At 60.3% G+C, this 17,817-nt stretch carries 17 protein-coding genes and 3 pseudogenes; 10 read left to right on the forward strand and 10 right to left on the reverse strand.

Translation table 11 applies throughout. The features are described from left to right. The first annotated feature begins 214 nt into the window (after window positions 1-214). The 3 genes from IEQ42_RS08710 (at window position 215) to IEQ42_RS08720 (ending at window position 1,843) form a co-directional block, all read left to right on the forward strand. On the forward strand, window positions 215-1,171 hold the full coding sequence (locus IEQ42_RS08710; RefSeq protein ID WP_210703238.1) for a nucleoside-specific channel-forming protein Tsx: 957 nt from the start codon (window positions 215-217) through the stop codon (window positions 1,169-1,171). Window positions 1,172-1,303: 132 nt separating this feature from the next. Beyond that, on the forward strand, window positions 1,304-1,531 hold the full coding sequence (locus IEQ42_RS08715) for a DUF6555 family protein (protein ID WP_034154602.1): 228 nt from the start codon (window positions 1,304-1,306) through the stop codon (window positions 1,529-1,531). Between the two features lie 39 nt (window positions 1,532-1,570). Continuing rightward, a complete protein-coding gene (locus IEQ42_RS08720) occupies window positions 1,571-1,843 on the forward strand; it encodes a hypothetical protein (RefSeq protein ID WP_210703239.1) in 273 nt (90 codons plus the stop codon). A gap of 24 nt (window positions 1,844-1,867) precedes the next feature. Here the strand turns inward: IEQ42_RS08720 and IEQ42_RS08725 are convergent, their stop codons facing one another. The 3 genes from IEQ42_RS08725 to IEQ42_RS08735 all read right to left on the reverse strand — a co-directional run bounded on the left by IEQ42_RS08725 (window position 1,868) and on the right by IEQ42_RS08735 (window position 3,893). Next, the gene (locus IEQ42_RS08725) at window positions 1,868-2,035 is read right to left on the reverse strand and encodes a metallothionein (RefSeq protein WP_210703240.1); all 168 of its coding nucleotides are present in this window, start codon (window positions 2,033-2,035) and stop codon (window positions 1,868-1,870) included. A 913-nt stretch (window positions 2,036-2,948) separates the two neighbouring features. After that, a complete protein-coding gene (locus tag IEQ42_RS08730; RefSeq protein ID WP_150605317.1) occupies window positions 2,949-3,404 on the reverse strand; it encodes a DMT family transporter in 456 nt (151 codons plus the stop codon). Between the two features lie 3 nt (window positions 3,405-3,407). Then, complete coding sequence (locus tag IEQ42_RS08735) at window positions 3,408-3,893, reverse strand: DMT family transporter (RefSeq protein ID WP_210703241.1); 486 nt, start codon at window positions 3,891-3,893, stop codon at window positions 3,408-3,410. Between the two features lie 112 nt (window positions 3,894-4,005). Between IEQ42_RS08735 and IEQ42_RS08740 the strand changes: the two genes are divergently transcribed. Beyond that, the gene (locus tag IEQ42_RS08740) at window positions 4,006-4,947 is read left to right on the forward strand and encodes a LysR family transcriptional regulator (protein WP_210703242.1); all 942 of its coding nucleotides are present in this window, start codon (window positions 4,006-4,008) and stop codon (window positions 4,945-4,947) included. Window positions 4,948-5,124: 177 nt separating this feature from the next. Here the strand turns inward: IEQ42_RS08740 and IEQ42_RS27680 are convergent, their stop codons facing one another. The 3 genes and pseudogenes from IEQ42_RS27680 to IEQ42_RS08750 form a co-directional block, all read right to left on the reverse strand. Beyond that, window positions 5,125-5,946 (reverse strand): methyl-accepting chemotaxis protein, encoded by an 822-nt coding sequence (locus IEQ42_RS27680; protein WP_395593806.1) that lies wholly within the window; start codon window positions 5,944-5,946, stop codon window positions 5,125-5,127. Window positions 5,947-5,982: 36 nt separating this feature from the next. After that, a pseudogene (locus IEQ42_RS27685) lies at window positions 5,983-6,966 on the reverse strand (cache domain-containing protein); the annotation flags it as partial. A gap of 33 nt (window positions 6,967-6,999) precedes the next feature. Further along, window positions 7,000-8,316 (reverse strand): Na+/H+ antiporter family protein, encoded by a 1,317-nt coding sequence (locus IEQ42_RS08750; protein WP_210703244.1) that lies wholly within the window; start codon window positions 8,314-8,316, stop codon window positions 7,000-7,002. 577 nt (window positions 8,317-8,893) lie between these two features. Here IEQ42_RS08750 and IEQ42_RS27690 point away from each other — a divergent pair. Both IEQ42_RS27690 and IEQ42_RS27695 read left to right on the forward strand, forming a co-directional pair. Then, window positions 8,894-9,862: pseudogene (locus IEQ42_RS27690) on the forward strand (cache domain-containing protein); the annotation flags it as partial. 264 nt (window positions 9,863-10,126) lie between these two features. Beyond that, window positions 10,127-10,720, forward strand: a pseudogene (locus tag IEQ42_RS27695) (methyl-accepting chemotaxis protein); the annotation flags it as partial. Between the two features lie 220 nt (window positions 10,721-10,940). On the opposite strand, the gene IEQ42_RS08760 reads toward IEQ42_RS27695, so the two are convergent. The 4 genes from IEQ42_RS08760 to IEQ42_RS08775 are packed head-to-tail and all read right to left on the reverse strand — an operon-like array spanning window position 10,941 to window position 13,542. Beyond that, window positions 10,941-12,254 (reverse strand): sensor histidine kinase, encoded by a 1,314-nt coding sequence (locus tag IEQ42_RS08760; protein WP_210703246.1) that lies wholly within the window; start codon window positions 12,252-12,254, stop codon window positions 10,941-10,943. Further along, window positions 12,251-12,919: a response regulator transcription factor gene (locus IEQ42_RS08765; protein ID WP_042560088.1), complete on the reverse strand. Its 669-nt coding sequence runs from the start codon at window positions 12,917-12,919 to the stop codon at window positions 12,251-12,253. The genes IEQ42_RS08760 and IEQ42_RS08765 overlap by 4 nt, the downstream gene beginning before the upstream one ends. A gap of 3 nt (window positions 12,920-12,922) precedes the next feature. After that, on the reverse strand, window positions 12,923-13,234 hold the full coding sequence (locus IEQ42_RS08770) for a PepSY domain-containing protein (protein ID WP_210703247.1): 312 nt from the start codon (window positions 13,232-13,234) through the stop codon (window positions 12,923-12,925). Then, window positions 13,234-13,542: a PepSY domain-containing protein gene (locus IEQ42_RS08775; RefSeq protein WP_042560090.1), complete on the reverse strand. Its 309-nt coding sequence runs from the start codon at window positions 13,540-13,542 to the stop codon at window positions 13,234-13,236. The genes IEQ42_RS08770 and IEQ42_RS08775 overlap by 1 nt, the downstream gene beginning before the upstream one ends. Window positions 13,543-13,791: 249 nt before the next feature. On the opposite strand from IEQ42_RS08775, the gene IEQ42_RS08780 reads away from it, so the two are divergent. The 4 genes from IEQ42_RS08780 (at window position 13,792) to codB (ending at window position 17,804) form a co-directional block, all read left to right on the forward strand. Continuing rightward, window positions 13,792-14,871, forward strand: coding sequence for a patatin-like phospholipase family protein (locus IEQ42_RS08780; protein ID WP_210703248.1), 1,080 nt, complete (start codon window positions 13,792-13,794; stop codon window positions 14,869-14,871). Window positions 14,872-14,956: 85 nt separating this feature from the next. Then, window positions 14,957-15,313, forward strand: coding sequence for a 6-carboxytetrahydropterin synthase QueD (gene queD, locus IEQ42_RS08785; RefSeq protein ID WP_003223505.1), 357 nt, complete (start codon window positions 14,957-14,959; stop codon window positions 15,311-15,313). 210 nt (window positions 15,314-15,523) lie between these two features. Then, window positions 15,524-16,336 carry an alpha/beta fold hydrolase gene (locus IEQ42_RS08790; RefSeq protein ID WP_210703249.1) on the forward strand — a complete coding sequence of 271 codons (813 nt, stop codon included), beginning with the start codon at window positions 15,524-15,526 and terminating at the stop codon, window positions 16,334-16,336. 196 nt (window positions 16,337-16,532) lie between these two features. After that, the gene (gene codB / locus IEQ42_RS08795) at window positions 16,533-17,804 is read left to right on the forward strand and encodes a cytosine permease (RefSeq protein ID WP_210703250.1); all 1,272 of its coding nucleotides are present in this window, start codon (window positions 16,533-16,535) and stop codon (window positions 17,802-17,804) included. Window positions 17,805-17,817: the final 13 nt, after the last annotated feature.

Consider the following 17,817-nt stretch of genomic DNA (forward strand, 5'->3'; position numbering starts at 1 on the left):
CCCTCTGTAGGAGCTGCGGCACGCTGCGATCTTTTGATGTTGCTTTAAGCATCAAGATCAAAAGATCGCAGCGTGCTGCAGCTCCTACAGGGCCACCGGAAGAAAACTGGTACGGCTTATGCAAACGTTTGCGAGCCGTCAATCACGGCATTTTCGCCACACATCCGCCAGGCCCGCAGATTCCGGGCCTTGATCCGCAAAAAAAGGACTTTGCATGCACGTCGCTTCCCTTCTTCGCGCCCCCTTCGCGCGCACGTTTGCTGTTTCCTTGCTACTGACTGGCGTTACCGGAGTTCTCAGTCAAAGCGCATTTGCACAACCGGCCCTGCCCGAGTCCGCCCAGGGCGAAACCCTGAGCCCCGAAGCCAGCCCGCCGAAACAAGGCGCGTACCTGTCGGACTGGTACAACCAGGACCTGACCCTGATCGGCAGCAAAGACATCAGCTTCGGCCCGCAACCGGCCGACGACATCTACCTGGAATATGAATACTTCGGGCGCAAGGGCCCGTTCGAGCTATACGGCTACATCGACGTGCCGAAAATCTTCAACATCGGTAACAGCCACGACAGAGGCGTATGGGACCACGGTTCGCCAGTGTTCATGGAGCACGAACCGCGGATCTCCATCGACTACCTAGCCGGCCGCAGCCTGGCTATCGGCCCGTTCAAGGAATGGTATGTAGCCTTCGACTGGATCTACGACCACGGCAGCCGCAAAGAAAACCGCGCCAACACCCTCTACAGCGGTTTCGGCACCGACATCGACACCCATTCGCGGGTCAATCTGTCAGCCAACCTGTACGGGCGCTACCAGTGGGAAAACTACGGTGCGAGCAACGAGTATTCCTGGGACGGCTACCGTGCACAGCTCAAGTACATCATCCCCATCGACAAATTCAGCAACGGCGCCTCGCTGACCTACATCGGCTTCACCAACTTCGATTTCGGCTCCGACATCCACAAGGACAACCCGGCACGCACCGCCAACGCGACGGTGGCGACCAACGTGTTGCTCTACGCGTTCACCCATTTGCGCTTCACCCTGGTCGGGCGTTATTTCCATAACGGCGGCAACTGGGAGGATGGCAGCGAGCTGAATTTCGGCGACGGCAATTTCCGCGCGCGTTCGAATGGTTGGGGGTATTACGCGGGGATCGGTTATCAGTTCTGACCTGTAAATGATCACTGGATCGCAGCCATCGGTAGCGCCCATCAGATCGGGGTAGATACCGTCGGACAATCCGAGTGAATTTTCCCGGTGCGCCGCGATCCTTCTATTACCACAGGGAGGAATACGGGCTTTATGAACAACGCAAAACTTTATGTCATCGACTACACCCTTCACGGTACGCCCAAGTCCTTCATTATCCGCTCGGACAAGATGGACAACGCCGAGGCTTGGCATTGGGCGAGCTGCGACGCAGGCGTAGGTCGGATCCCGCGTTTCGGCCGGGAAAAGGTGCAGAAGACCAGTAAACCGATGGCGGAAAAATTCGGCGTGGAAAACGTTGTCTGGCGACCGACCAGCTAAGCTGCGCACAGTGATCGACATCATTCGGGGGAATGCACAATGACCCACCTCATGAGCCCGGCACATCTGGATTACGGCCTGGACAGCTTGTTCGGGCGTATTACCAAAAGTGTTGATTGTTCGGTAGGGCTTGAAGCCGTCGAGGGTGATCCGTTTCGCTTCGCGCTGAGGGTGCCGGCGCCGTTACCTGAAAATCTTGATCAGGCGAAAACCGTCGTGGTCACGGTCGAAGGCCGACGCTTGCAAGGCACGGTGCGGCATGTAGAGCGGCTGGATGACGACAGCCTGAAACTGGAAGTGGAGCCTGATTAGGCTCCACTTTTTTTAGGCGTACGTTTATTTGGGATGCGCGCACTGGCAGCCCTTGCTGGAACATTCCTCGCCACCCTTGTGGTGGTGAGCGCAGGCTTCACAGCAATAGTGCTTACCGTGCTCAGCGTACGCATGCTCGCCGTCTTTGATGGTGCATTTACATCCGGGGCAATCGCATTTTCTATCAGGCATGGGACAGACTCCTTGGGTTGTGGTTGTCTGAGGCTCGAATGCGAGCCGTAAACAACAGTGTAGGAGCTGCCGCAGGCTGCGATCTTTTGATTTTGTTTGAGTTTGGATTTTGGGAGTTGTGAGCATATCCGTTGTTGCGGGTGCGGCCGCTGACGGTTTCGCTCTTACAGCGACTCACTTTTCCAGACGCCGAAAAGTAAGCAAAAGGCTTTGCCCCCGGCGTACGGCACTTCGCCGAGGCTCAGTGTTCCCTCGCTACGGTGTCCATCCGGGGGCATCGCTTCCGGTTTGCTTCGCTGCACCTCCTTTCGATGGATGCGGCTTCGCCGCACGGCGCTGCGCGCCTAACCCCCGGATGAACACCTCCGCTCGGCCTGCCGATGGGGGCTAAGAGCAAGAGCAACATCAAAAGCCAGATCAAGAGCCCCTCACCCTAGCCCTCTCCCGGAGGGAGAGGGGACTGACCGAGGTGTTTGGCAGAGCTATGCCGACCTGGGATACCGAGTCGAACTCAGATTCTGAAAGCCTCACAAATCGGCTCCCTCTCCTCGGGGAGAGGGCTGGGGTGATGAGTGAATCCAACACCGAACAAAAGCCGACCGCATCGCTCTTCCCCCACTCAACACAATGAGCGTTAGCTCGAGTGCAGCTCTTGATCTCGAAGGCCCGTCGGAAGGCTGAGAGCAGGGATTCATCCGGGGAGAACATCGAAAGGAGGTGCAGCGCAGCAAACCGAAATCGATGCCCCGGATGGATCCCGGAGCGAAGGAACCCCGAGCCCCAGCGAGCGGGCCGGACGTCAGGGCAAAGCCTTTTGGGTTACCTTTTCGGCGTCTGGAAAAGGTGACTCGCCGTAAGGGCGAAACCCTAAGCAGCCATCACCGCAGCAACGGATATGTACTCAGTCAGTAAATCAATCAACCCCACGAACACTACTGCGATACATAAAAACCAAAGCCAACCCCAAGCAACCCATCGCCAAAACCCGACTCGAAGAAAGCTCAATCGCCGGATTTCCCAACCAGCCAAAATTATCAATCAACATCCCCATCCCAAGCTGCCCGACAATGACAGCTACCGTCGCCACAGCCGTCCCCACGACAGGCACCGCGCCCACCATCACCATCATATAAACCACCCCAAACAGCGCCCCCATCAACTGCCACTTGGGCACATCCAGCAAACTCACCGCCTGCGCCGGCTCAAAAAACAGAATCAACAGCCCGGTCACCACCGCGCCCACCACAAACGTCAGCAAACTGCTGCGCAATACACCAACGGTTTCACCCAAACGCCCGTTGATCGCCGCCTGCACACTCAACACCGCGCCGGCCAATACCACCACTGCCAACAAAATAATCAGACTCATCACTCACCCCCGCGCAATCAAAACCAATGCCACCACAATCAACCCCAACGCCAGCCAGCGCTCAGCGTTAACCTTCTTGCGCGTCGTCCCGAACCAACCAAAGTGATCGATCAACACACTCTTGCCGACCTGCCCGGACAGAATCGCGATCATCGTCATCGCAATACCGATATGCGGCGTCGCCAACGTCAGAACCACCACATACATCGGCCCCAGAAACCCGCCGATCAACTGCCAGCGTGGCAGATCGGTGAGCGCAGGGCCCTTTTGCGGGCCTGCGAACAACAACAGCAAAAACAGAATCGCCGAGCCGACGCCAAAGATGCTCAAGGTCGCCCACAAATGCCCGACCTGCACCCCCAACGGCCCGAGCAAGCCCGCCTCCACTGACAAACCCATGCCCGCCAGAATCACCAGCGGCAGCAACAACAATCGCAACAACGGCCTGGCCACTGGCGCGCTAACACTCACCTCATCCAACGTCTGCATAACCAAAACCTGTGCAAGTAAACGATGGCGCGGATTATCGGCTGGCTTCGCTGTGCGATAAATGGGAGCATCCGGACAACACTTTTGCGTAACTCGCACAGCAGGACGATCCATGCACGGGCTCAATGAACTCGGTTTCAAGGCACTCAGACTGTTTGTCGCAGTGCTCGACCACGGCAGCTTCTCTGAAGTCGCCCGCCGCGAGGGCGTGGCGCCCTCCTCCATCTCTCGGCAAATCCAGTTGATGGAGCAAGCGCTGAACCAGCAATTGCTCTATCGCCATACGCGCGCAGTCACGCCGACCGAAGCCGGGCGCATGCTCGGCCACCATGCGCGGCTGGTGCTGGTGCAACTGGAAGAAGCCGAACAAGCCTTGCAGGAACAGCAAAGCGAACCCACTGGCCTTGTGCGGATCAACGCCCCGGTGGTGTTTGGTCAACGGCATCTGACGCCGTGGCTCGGTCAGTTGTGCGCGCGTTATCCCAAGCTGCAACTGGACATCCAGCAAACCGACCATTACGTCGATCCGTTGCAGGAAGGTGCAGACCTGTTGTTTCGCATCGGCCCGCTGCACGACTCGAGCATGCAGGCGCGGATAATTGCGCCGCACCGCTTTCAGGTCGCCGCCAGCCCGGCCTATCTGAAACGTCACGGCACGCCGCAGCATCCCGATGATCTCGCACGACATCAGTGTCTGGCCTACAAAGGCGCAACTGGACAGCAGCGTTGGTTTTTCCGTCAGGATCAAGGCGACTGGACGCCCTATTCGGTGAGGGGTCCGATCACCGGCAACCACGCCGACACCCTCACCCAGGCGGCCGAACAGGGGCTGGGGTTGGTGATGTTTCCGTCATGGCTGATTGGTGAAGCGGTGCGCGAAGGCACGCTGGTGCCGGTGCTTGGGGAGTATCAGGTGTCGAACAGTCTGGAGCCGCAGCAGATCGCGGTGCTGTGGCCGGGGAGCCGGCGGTTGTCGGTGAAGGTACGGACGGTGATTGATTTCTTTGTCGAGTGTTTTGGCGAAGTGCCTTATTGGGACAGACCCTCACCCTAGCCCTCTCCCGGAGGGAGAGGGGACTGATTGGGGGATGCTGCAGGATTACACCGACCTGAACGAACTGCTGTGAATCCATAATCGACCGGATCTCTCAGGTCGATGTATGACGCAAGACACCTCGGTCAGTCCCCTCTCCCTCCGGGAGAGGGCTAGGGTGAGGGGCTGTTGTGGCGCTCAGATTCGGAACTGCCCAACCAGTTTGCCCAACCGCTGGCCAAGATCCGCCAGACTGCGCGACGTCTGCGCACCCAACTGCGTTTCATCCGCCACGCTATCCACCGCCACCGCAATCTGATGCACGCTGCGGTTGATCTCTTCGGCCACCGCCGTCTGCTCCTCGGCAGCGCTGGCAATCTGTGCGTTCATCGAGTTGATGGTCGCGATCAATTCCGCCATCGCATCCAGTGAAGCCCCGGCCTGATTGGCCTGCGCCGATGTTCCGTCACCCGCCTCGCTGGAGCGGCGCATCGCCTCGACCGCCGCTTGCGTGCCGGCCTGCAAGCGATCGATCATCGCCTGAATTTCCTGGGTGCTGATCTGCGTACGACTGGCCAGCGCACGCACCTCATCCGCCACCACTGCAAACCCACGCCCGGCCTCACCGGCCCGCGCCGCTTCAATTGCCGCGTTCAGTGCCAGCAGGTTGGTTTGCTCGGCAATCGAACGGATCACCCCGAGCACACCGACAATCGAACTGACGTCCTGTTGCAGGCTATCGAGCGACACGCCGCTGCTGCGGATGTCATCGACCAGCGCATGAATCTGTTTGATGCTGCCGGCCACCACGCGTTTGGCGCTCTGGCCTTCTTCATCGGTTTGCTGGGCGGCGACGGCGGCGTTCTGCGCGCTCTTGGCGACTTCCTGGGCGGCGGCGGACATTTCGTTGATCGCCGTGGCGACCTGATCGGTCTCGTGGCGTTGACGCTCCATCGCCTGATCCGAACGCTGGGCCTGATCCGAAACCTGCGTCACCAGCCCGGTCAATTGTGTGGTCATCTCGGTGATCTGCCGCACCAGGCCGTGAATCTTGTCGACGAAGCGATTGAACGAGCCGGCCAGATCACCCAGTTCGTCCTGGCTGGTGATGTTCAGGCGACGGGTCAGGTCGCCCTCGCCAGCCGCGATATCGTCGAGGTTGGCTTTCATCTGGGTCAGCGGACGCAAAATGGTATTGGCCAGCAGCATTCCCACCGCTGCAATCACCAGCAGCACCACCACCGCCACGCCGACGATGCTCAGCACCACGCCTTGCATGCGTTCCTGCACCTGCGTTTCGACCAGCGCCACTTGCGCTTCGATGCCGTCGAGGTTGACCGAGGTACCGACCGCCATGTCCCACTTCGCCAGGTATTCGGTGTAGCCGAGTTTCGGCACCAGCACCTTCGCGTTGCCCGGCAGCGGCGAGCTGTATTGCAAGTAATGCGTGCCGTCCTTCGCCACTTTCACCAGACCGAGGTTGACGTAAACGCCGTTCGGGTCGCGGTTGTCCTTGAAGCTTTTGCCCACGCCATCGGGATCGTTGGCCTTGAACAGGCGCACGGTCTCGGAGTCGTAGCCGAAGAAGTAGCCGTCCTTGCCGTAGCGAATCCCCGACAGCAGTTTGATCGCCTGCGCGCGCGCCGCTTCATCGCCGGGGGCGGCAGCGTCGTACAGCGGTTTGATCGTGGTCATGGCCACGGCGACGTAACTTTGCAGAGTGGCTTTGGCGTCGCCGAGCAGGCGCTCGCGCGTCTGTTCGACCTCTTCGCGCGCCTGTTTCTGAAGAATGAACAGCGTGGTCAGGCTGATGACCAGCGCAAAGAGCAATACCGGGAGGACGGCAAGGGAGAGGACTTTAGCCTTGAGGCTCAAACGCATTGGGGTGCTCACTCTTTTGGTTTTATTGGCGTGGTTAAAGGCTTTAACGGCACGCCAGGTCAAAAGTTGAGTCAGCAGACACCTCATCACCCTGCGGGAGCGGGCTTGCCCGCGATAGCGGTGTGTCTGCCACATAATTGTTGAATGTGTCGACGCCATCGCGGGCAAGCCCGCTCCCACAGGGTTCAGCGGTTACAACACCATCGCGGCCACCCAGCCGAACGCCAGCAAAGGCAGGTTGTAATGCAGAAACGTCGGCACCACGGTGTCCCAGATATGGTGATGCTGGCCGTCGATGTTCAGGCCGGAGGTCGGGCCCAGGGTCGAGTCCGAGGCAGGCGAACCGGCATCGCCCAGCGCACCGGCAGTGCCGATAATGCAGACGATGGCCAACGGGCTGAAGCCCAGTTGCAAGCACAGGGGAACGAAAATCGCCGCCAGAATCGGCACCGTGGAAAACGACGAACCGATGCCCATGGTCACCAGCAACCCGACCAGCAGCATCAACAGCACACCCACACCCTTGCTGTGATTGATCAACGACGCCGACGACTCGACCAGGGTCTGTATCTGCCCGGTGGCCTTCATCACTTCGGCGAAACCCGAGGCAGCGATCATGATGAAGCCGATCATCGCCATCATCTTCATGCCTTCGGTGAACAGATCATCGGTGTCGCGCCATTTGACGATGCCCGACACCGAGAAGATCAGGAAGCCCACCAGCGCCCCGATAATCATAGAGTCGAGCAGCAACTGCACGATGAACGCTGCGGCAATCGCCACGCCGGCGATCATCAGGCTCAGCGGGTTGTACTGCACCGCCGCTTGCTCGACCTGCTCGATCTTCGCCAGGTCGTACACGCGCCGCTTGCGGTAACTGATGAAGGCCATTGCCAGACCGAACACCATGCCCAAAGCCGGAATGCCCATGGCGTGGGTGACGTTAATGCCACTGATGTCGACGCCGCTGCGTGCAACGTTGGCCAGCAGGATTTCATTGAGAAAGATGTTGCCGAAACCCACCGGCAGGAACATGTACGGCGTGATCAGACCGAACGTCATGACGCAGGCGATCAAGCGGCGGTCGAGTTGCAGCTTGGTCAGTACATAAAGAAGCGGCGGCACCAGCAACGGAATGAACGCAATGTGGATCGGCAGGATGTTCTGCGAGGCAATCGCCACCACCCACAACAGGCCGATCAGCAGCCATTTGACGTTGCCGCCACCGGTACTGTGCTGGCGATCGACCATCGCCAGCGCCTTGTCGGCCAGCGCATGGGCCAGGCCCGACTTGGCAATCGCCACGGCGAAAGCGCCGAGCAATGCGTAGGACAACGCCACCGTCGCCCCGCCGCCCAAGCCGCTGTTGAACGCCTTTAGCGTGGCATCGATGCCCAGACCACCGGTCAGGCCGCCGACCAGCGCGCCGACGATCAAAGCGATCACCACGTGCACGCGGGACAGGCTGAGAATCAGCATGATGCCAACCGCCGCTATGACTGCATTCATTTCACTACCTCAAAAAACACTGCGGTGGAAAACCGACCGCCAGACAGGATGAGCCCGCCAAAGGTTAACCGGCGGATTGCAAAGAGGGTCTTATTAGAAGGGCGCGCACTGTGAATGAAGCCGCGACAAGCTGCAAGTAACAAGCGGCAAGCTTTTGCGTTTTTTCGCTTGCAGCTTGCGGCTGGAAGCTCAAGAAAGCTGCTTTCAGGCCGCTACAGTGCAAAGTCTAAGATATTTATCGAATAAGGACGTGTCCATGTCGCTCAGACAACTTTCCATCCAATGGAAAATCACCCTGCTCGCCGGGCTTTGCCTGGCCGGTATCGTGACCCTGTTGGTGGGTCTTTCGCTGTATCGCATGGAGCACAGCTCCGAAATGGTGAAAGCCTCCAGCATGGAGATGCTCACCGAATCGGCCCAGGCGCGCATCGAATCCCAGGGCGAAGTGCAAGCGGCGGGCATTCGCCAGCAGTTCATGGACGCCTATCAATACGGCCATGGTTTCTCGCGTCAGGTGCTGTTCCTGCGCGAGCAGGCCGAAAAGCGCTTCCTTGATGCCTTCGACCTGCGCGAAGACATGACCCGTCAGGTCAAGTCCGCGTTGCAGGCCAACCCCGACTTGCTCGGTCTGTCGCTGGTGTTCGAAGCCAACGCGCTGGACGGCAAGGATGAACTGTTTGCCGGCCAGGCCGAGCTGGGCAGTAACGACAAGGGCCGTTTCGCCCTGTACTGGTCGCAGCCGACACCGGGCAAAATCACCTCGATGGCCCTGCCGGAAAGCGACATGGCCGACACCAGCACCGGCCCCAGCGGCCAGGCTGCCAACGCCTGGTTTACCTGCCCGCGCACCACGCTCAAACCCTGCGTGATCGAACCGTACTTCTATGTGATCGACGGCCAGAACGTGCTGATGACCAGCATCGTTTTCCCGCTGACGGTGAACGGCAAAGTCATCGCTTCGCTGTCGGTCGACATCAACCTCAACAGCCTGCAAGCGATCAGCCAGAGCGCCAGCAAAAAACTCTACGACGGCCAAACCGTCGTGAGCATCATCAGCCCGGTCGGCCTGCTCGCCGGCTACAGCTCGGATGCCGGCAAACTCAGCCAGCGTCTGGACGCCGTGGATAAAACCAGCGGCGCCGAACTGCTGCGCCAACTTGCTTCAAATACCAGTGTCAGCAGCCTGCACAGCAACGGCCAGTTGAAAGTGCTGTCGCCGTTCCAGCCGATTCCCGGCGGACCGTCGTGGGCAGTGTTGCTGGATGTCCCTGAAAAAGTGCTGGTGGAACGCGCCGAAGCACTCAAGCAGCAACTGGATGCGAGCAACAACACCGGCACGTTGATCGAGTTGGGCCTCGGCGTTCTGGCGGCGTTGATTGGCCTGCTGCTGGTCTGGCTGATGGCGCGCAGCGTGACCCGACCGATCCTTGGCGTGGCGCACATGCTCGAAGACATCGCCAGCGGCGAAGGCGATCTGACCCGGCGTCTGGCGTATGACAAACAGGATGAACTCGGCCAACTGGCCGGTTGGTTCAACAAGTTCCTCGACAAGTTGCAGCCGATCATCGCCGAAGTGAAACGCTCGGTGCAGGACGCGCGCAACACCGCCGACCAGTCCTCGGCCATCGCTACGCAGACCAGCGCCGGCATGGAACAGCAATACCGTCAGGTCGATCAGGTCGCGACTGCGTCCCACGAAATGAGCGCCACCGCGCAGGACGTCGCTCGCAGTGCCGCTCAGGCGGCCGAAGCGGCCAAGGATGCTGATCGTGCCACCCGTCAGGGCCTGACTGTGATCGACCGCACCACCGCCAGCATCGACACCCTCGCCGCCGACATGAGCGCGGCAATGGTGCAAGTCGAAGGCCTGGCCGCCAACAGTGAGAAAATCGGCGCGGTGCTCGAAACTATCCGCGCCATTGCCGAGCAAACCAACCTGCTGGCCCTCAACGCCGCGATCGAAGCGGCTCGTGCCGGTGAAGCCGGACGCGGTTTTGCCGTCGTCGCCGACGAAGTCCGCAACCTCGCCCGCCGCACGCAGGAGTCGGTGGAGGAAACCCGTCAGGTCATCGAACAGTTGCAGAGCGGCACGCAGGATGTGGTCGGCTCGATGAGCAACAGCCATCGTCAGGCGCAGGGCAGTGTCGAGCAGGTAGGCCAAGCGGTAACAGCGCTGCGTCAGATTGGTGATGCGGTGACAGTGATCAGCGACATGAACCTGCAGATTGCCAGTGCCGCTGAAGAGCAGAGCGCGGTGGCGGAAGAGATCAACAACAACGTGGCGACGATTCGCGATGTGACTGAATCGCTGTCCGGGCAAGCGAACGAATCGGCGCGGGTGAGCCAGTCGCTGAACAGCCTGGCGAATCAGCAGCAGAGTTTGATGGATCAGTTTCGCGTCTGATTCAAAGGTTGTGGGGTGTCAGTTGGATTCCCCCCTCACCCCAGCCCTCTCCCCCCAAGGGGGGCGAGGGGGAAAGGGAGCCGATCTGCACAGGCTTCAAGGCTGGCGTTCGGCGGGATAACTCAGGTCGGCGTACCTCAAACAAACAACGCGGTCAGTTCCCTCTCCCTCGGGGCGGTCCGACGTTTCGGGAGGGCTAGGGTGAGGGGCTCTTAATGACTTATCGCCGAGGCAGCTGAATCTCTACCTTCAACCCGCCCCACTCACTCTCGCCCAACACCAACGTCCCGCCCCACGTATCGACGATATCGCGCACAATCCCCAGCCCCAGGCCATGGCCGTCGGTCTGCTCATCAAGCCGTGTCCCGCGACTGAACACCTGAGCGCGTTGTTCGGCAGGAATCCCCGGGCCATCATCCTCGACGCTCAAGGCAAACCCGTCAGCGCTCTCGACCACGCTCAAACGCACCTCGGCATCCGCCCACTTGCAGGCGTTATCCAGCAGGTTGCCGAGCAGCTCCAGCAAATCCTCGCGGTCCCACGGCAGTTGCAGCCCTTTGGGAGCAACGTAACTGAGCGCCAGGTGCTCGCCGTGGATCATGTTCAGCGTCGCCAGCAATCCCGGCAGTTCGGCATCGCAATCAAACAGCGCCCCGGGCAACGCATCACCGGACAGTCGCGCGCGATTGAGTTCACGATTGAGCCGTTGCTGCACCTGTTCCAGTTGTTCCTTGAGGATCTTGCGCAGCTCGGGATGGCTGTCGAGTTTTTCGCTCGACGCCAGGCTCAGCAACACCGCCAGCGGTGTTTTCAGCGCGTGGCCAAGATTGCCCAGCGCATTGCGCGAACGCTTGAGGCTGTCTTCGGTGTGTGCGAGCAAATGGTTGATCTGCGCCACCAGTGGCTCCAGCTCCACCGGCACCTGATCGTCCAGTTGCGAGCGCTGGCCCTGCTGCAACTGAGCGATTTGCTCACGCGCCTTTTCCAACGGCCGCAGCGCGCGACGCACGGTGAGGCGTTGCAACAACAGAATCAGCAGCAAACCGGCCAGACCGAGACCGAGGCCGATCCGGCGCATGCGCTCGAAGCTCTCGCTCACCGGCGTGTAATCCTGCGCGACGCTGATGGAGATCGACTGGCCCAACCGGCGATAGTCCGAACGCAGCACCAGCAATTTCTGGCCGTCCGGGCCCAATTGCAGATTACTGTGCAGCCCCGGATGCTCGAGCAGCGGCAGATCCTGGTCCCACAGCGAGCGCGAGCGCCAGTGGCTGTCGGCAAAATCGATGCGGAAATAATGCCCGGAAAACGGCCGCTGATAGGCGGGCGACAGGTGGCGCTCATCCAGCTGCAAGCCCTGCGGGCCGCGCACCAGCGCCACCAAAAGGCTCTCGCTGTCGTTGCGCAATCCGGCTTCGAGGTAGCGCTGCAAGCCCATTTCGAACAACCACAGACTGGTTTGCGCCAGCACCAGCCCCACCACCACCATCACGCTGATCAAACCCAGGCTCAAGCGGCGCTGGATCGACCTCATGAAGCTTGCCCGCCGAACAGGTAACCCTGACCGCGACGGGTTTCGATCACGCTTTTGCCCAGTTTGCGGCGCAGGTGATTGACGTGGACTTCGAGGACGTTGGAGTCACGCTCGGTCTCGCCGTCGTAGAGGTGTTCGGCGAGGTGGCTTTTGGAAAGGATCTGCTCCGGGTGCAGCATGAAATAGCGCAGCAGACGGAATTCCGCGGCGGTCAGCTGGATATCGGCACCATCGCGCGTCACGCACTGACGGCCCTCGTCCAGATGCAGGCCGGCAGCCTTGAGCGTGGTTTGATTGGCCTGGCCCTTGGAACGGCGCAACAGCGACTGCACCCGCAGGTGCAGCTCTTCCGGGTGGAACGGTTTGGTCAGGTAATCGTCAGCGCCGGCCTTGAGGCCCTCGATGCGTTCAGCCCAGGAGTCGCGCGCCGTGAGGATCAACACCGGGATCGCCAACCCGCCCGCGCGCCACTGCGCCAGCACCTCAAGCCCCGGCACCCCGGGCAGGCCGAGGTCGAGGATGATCAGGTCATAGGGCTCGCTGCTGCCCTGATACACGGCATCGCGTCCGTCCGCCAGCCAATCCACCGCGTAGCCTTGGCGTTGCAGGCCGGCGATCAACTCGTCAGCCAGCGGTACGTGGTCTTCCACCAGAAGCAAGCGCATCGATCAATCTTCCTTGTCTTTCACGAGTTCACCGGTATCGGCCTTCAGGTGCAGCTCGCGCGCTACACCCTCGGCCGTCAGCAACTCGACTTCATAAATGTAGACGTCGTGTTTTTCTTCCAGCTCGACTTCCAGCAGTTTTGCCCCGGGATAACGATCCATGGCCTGCTGCAACACTTGCTCCAGCGGCAGGATCACCCCGCGCTGACGCAGCTCCAGTGCCTCGTCCTGATCGAGGTCGCGCGCCATCGCCGACGACCAGAAAATCACAAGCGCCAACGCAGCAAGGCTGGTGGCGCGAACATTAACCTTCATTACGTATCCTGATGATCCTTGAGAACCTGCCCACTGACCGCGTCTAATTCCAGATCCCAGTTCAGCCCTTGAGGATCACGCAGTTCGACCTGGTAGATGTACTTGCCGTACTCCTCTTCCAGCTCGGTTTCGGTGATGGTCGAACCCGGGTGTTTGGCCAGTGCCGTGGCATTGAGCTTCTCGAAGGAGACGATAGTACCAGCGTCGCGCAGCCGCAGGGCCTCATCAGGGCCCAAATCGCGGGCATGGGCGAGGCTGGCGGTCAGGCCGATGATCGAGACGAGGGACAGGGCAGTCAGGGTTTTCATGGGTATCTCCGTATTTTTTTATGTGTTGCCTACGGAGGGCACCTTAACGGGATGAACTTAACTGAAACTGAATGGCCATCATTGTGCAATGACCAACACAAATCTCTCCTGTGGGAGCGAGCCTGCTCGCGAATACGGTGTATCAGCTACATCTTCGCTGACTGACACTGCGCTTTCGCGAGCAGGCTCGCTCCCACAGGGTTTGGGGAAACGCTTATAATCCTTCGCTTGCTAACGATCGAGACCGGTATGACTGCCATCCACATCAAGTTCCCCGCCCTAACCCTCAAGGCTGGCCCACGGGCCATGGCGCGCATTCGTGCGCAAGGCCTGAACGCTGCCGACGTCGGCACCCTGCCCGGCGCGGCCGGTGGGCCGAAGGCGCTGGGGATTCAGGGGCTGGATCTGGCGTTGTTCGGTGAGTGGCTGCCAAGTGCACCACGCGAGCGTTCGCTGATCGGGGCATCGGTCGGTTCCTGGCGCTTCGCCAGCGCCTGTCTGCCGGACGCCGCCGAAGGCATCCGTCGCCTCGGCCAGCTCTACGCCGAGCAGAATTTCAACAAAGGCGTGACCATGGCCGAGATCAGCCAGAGCTCGCAGCGCATGCTCAACGACCTGCTCGACGGCCGCGATGCGAGCATCCTCAACAACGCCGATTACCGCTTGAACATCATGGTAGTGAAGAGCCAGGGGCGTCTGGCCGATGACCATCGTGGTCGTCTCGGTCTGGCGCTGGGCTCCGTGATTGCCGATAACTTGCGAGGCCGCGCACGGCTGTCGCGGCACTTCGAACGATTGATCATCCACGATCCGCGCCTGGCGCCGCCGGTCAATGCGTTGAACGACTTTCCGTCACGCTTCGTCGCGCTCAATGCCGGCAATCTGCGTCAGGCGCTGCTGGCGTCGGGTTCGATCCCGATGGTCATGGAAGGCGTGCGTGATTTGCCGGGCGCCGGTGCCGGGACGTTTCGCGACGGTGGCCTGCTCGACTATCACCTCGACCTGCCCTACAGCGGCGACGGTATTGTGCTCTATCCGCACTTCACCGACCGGGTGATTCCGGGCTGGTTCGACAAGACGTTGCCGTGGCGCCGTGCTTCGGTGGAGCGCTTGCAGGACGTGCTGTTGCTCGCGCCGTCGAAGGAATACCTGGCGCGCCTGCCCTACGGCAAACTGCCCGACCGCAACGACTTCAAGCGCTTCATGGGCGATGCACCGAGCCGGCAGAAATACTGGCACGCGGCGATGGACGAGAGCCGCCGACTGGGCGACGAGTTTCTCGAACTGGTTGCCAATGGTCGCCTCGCCGAGCGCTTGCTGACCCTTTAGTCAGCACGGCCAAACACAAGCTGATAAACTCCCCGCCTGCCCGAATCGCTGCGGCGAACGCCATCTGAACAGAGCTGAAAACACTGTGGAAATCTTCAAGGAATTTACATTCGAATCCGCCCACCGCCTGCCGCACGTCCCGGACGGCCACAAGTGCGGGCGCCTGCACGGTCACTCGTTCAAAGTGGCGATTCACCTCAGCGGCGACCTCGATCCGCACACCGGCTGGATCCGCGACTTCTCCGAGATCAAGGCGATCTTCAAGCCTCTGTACGAGCGCCTGGATCACAACTACCTGAACGATATTCCCGGTCTGGAAAACCCGACCAGCGAAGTATTGGCAAAATTCATCTGGAATGAAATGAAGCCACTGCTGCCGGAACTCAGCGCGATCCGCATTCATGAAACCTGCACCAGCGGTTGCATTTATCGCGGTGAGTAACTCGTACTGAACAACACCGCTTATCCTGTGGGAGCTGGCTTGCCAGCGATGACGTCGGCACACGCAACATCAATGTGACTGACCCACCGCTATCGCGGGCAAGCCCGCTCCCACAGGGTTCAGTGTCTGCTCGCAGAAAAATGAACAGCCGCCATGGCTGTTTTTTTACGCCTATGCTTCTTGGCTCAAACCCGCCAAGAGGACAGGCCCATGACGGACTGGCTGCTCGATCAGGTCTTTGATTTCCATGGCCGACAGGTACGTCATGCCGTGCGCGGCGACGGCCCGCCGCTGGTGTTTGTGCATGGCACGCCCTTCTCTTCCTACGTGTGGCACCGCATTGCACCGCATTTTTTCGCGACGCACCGGGTGCACTATTTCGATTTGCTCGGCTACGGGCATTCCGAGCAACCTGATGCGGATGTGTCCCTCGGCATCCAAAACCAACTCCTCGCGCAATTGCTCGAGCACTGGAATATCCTACGTCCCGACGTGGTCGCCCATGACTTCGGCGGCGCCACCGCGTTGCGCACGCATCTGCTCGATGGCAAGGACTACCGCAGCCTGACGCTGATCGATCCGGTGGCGCTGACGCCTTGGGGTTCGCCGTTTGTGCAGCATGTACGCCTGTATGAAGCAGCCTTCAGCGGATTGCCCGACTACATTCAGCGCGCCATCGTGCCGACCTATATTCGCGGAGCGATTCACCGCGAGATTCCTGATGATGAATTGGCGCCCTACGTGCAGCCCTGGCTCGGCGATCCGGGCCAAGCGGCGTTCTATCGGCAGATTGCGCAGATGGATGAGCGCTATACCCGTGAAGCTGAAAGTTTGTACTCGGCGATCCGTTGCCCGGTGCAGATTCTCTGGGGTGAAGAGGATCAGTGGATTCCCATCGAACGTGGTCGAGCGTTACACAACATGATCCCGGGATCACAATTCCACCCAATCGCCAACGCCGGCCACCTCGTCCAGGAAGACGCCCCTGAAGCCATTGTCGCCGCCCTGCTGCGATTTCTCTGAGCCCAGAAATCCCCCTGTAGGAGCTGCCGAACGCGGCCCGAGCCTTCGGCAGCTCCTACATAGGGCTTCGGTTTCGTCAGGTGCACTGCTTTCGAGCCGAAAATTCCTGACTCGTCTATACATAACCGCGCCAACCGCGATTGGCACGACCACTGCAACCCTCCCCGCATCTTCCTCTTTCAGCAAGGACCGCCCCATGACGCAAAACGATTCCGGCAACGATTACCCCCTCAGCGAAGTCCCCCTGCATGCGCGCAAAGGCCTGGCCTCCACGGCGATGGTGTTGCTGGGTTTTACCTTCTTCACCGCGACCATGTTTGCCGGTGGCAAGCTCGGTGTGGCGTTCGGTTTTGCCGAGTTGATGGCGGTGATCATCGTCGGCAATCTGCTGCTCGGGATTTACGCGGCGGGCCTGGGTTACATCGCCTTCAAGAGCGGTCTCAATTCGGTACTGATGGGGCGTTTCTGCTTTGGCGAAGTCGGCAGCAAGCTCAGCGACCTGATCCTCGGTTTCACCCAGATCGGCTGGTACGCCTGGGGCACGGCGACGGCGGCGGTGGTGATCGGCAAGTATTTCAACCTCGATGAGGCCACGGTCCTCGGGTTGATGGTGTTGTTCGGTCTGATGTTCTGCGCCACGGCGTATGTCGGTTATCGCGGGCTGGAGATTCTGTCGTACATCGCGGTGCCGGCAATGATGTTGCTGCTGATGCTGTCGATGTGGGCCGCGACGGTGAAAGTCGGCGGTTTCGAAAGATTGCTGAGCGTTGTGCCCAGTGGTTCGCTGGACTGGTCGACCGCCATCACCTTGGTGTTCGGCACATTCGTCAGTGGCGCGACTCAGGCGACCAACTGGACGCGCTTTTCGCGCTCGGCAAAAGTTGCGGTATTGGCGAGCCTGATCGGGTTCTTCATCGGCAACGGCCTGATGGTACTGATCGGCGCCTATGGCGCCATCGTCTATCAGCAACCGGACGTGGTTGAAGTGTTGCTGTTGCAAGGTTTCGCCATGGCCGCAATGGCGATGCTGTTGCTGAACATCTGGAGCACTCAGGACAACACCATCTACAACTTCGCCGTCGCCGGGTGCAACCTGCTGCGCACCGGGCGACGCAAGACCGTGACGTTGGCGGGTGCGGTGATCGGTACCCTGCTCGCTCTGCTGGGCATGTACGACATGCTGGTGCCGTACCTGATTCTGCTTGGCACGGTGATCCCACCGATTGGCGGCGTGATCATGGCCGACTTCTTCTACCGCTGGCGCGGGCGCTATCCGCGTCTGGCCGACGCACGGCTGCCGGCCTTCAACTGGCCGGGTCTCGGGGCCTACGGGATCGGCACCGTCGCGGCGTTCAGCTCGCCGTGGGTCGCGCCGCTGGTAGGGATCGCTGCTGCCGCGCTAACGTATGTCATCTTCACCGCCATACTCGGCGCCCGCAGCGCCAGCGCGCCACTTCAAGACTTATAAGAAGGATTTGCCT

Source organism: Pseudomonas iridis (assembly GCF_017980685.1).
Classification (GTDB): Bacteria; Pseudomonadota; Gammaproteobacteria; order Pseudomonadales; family Pseudomonadaceae; genus Aquipseudomonas; species Aquipseudomonas iridis.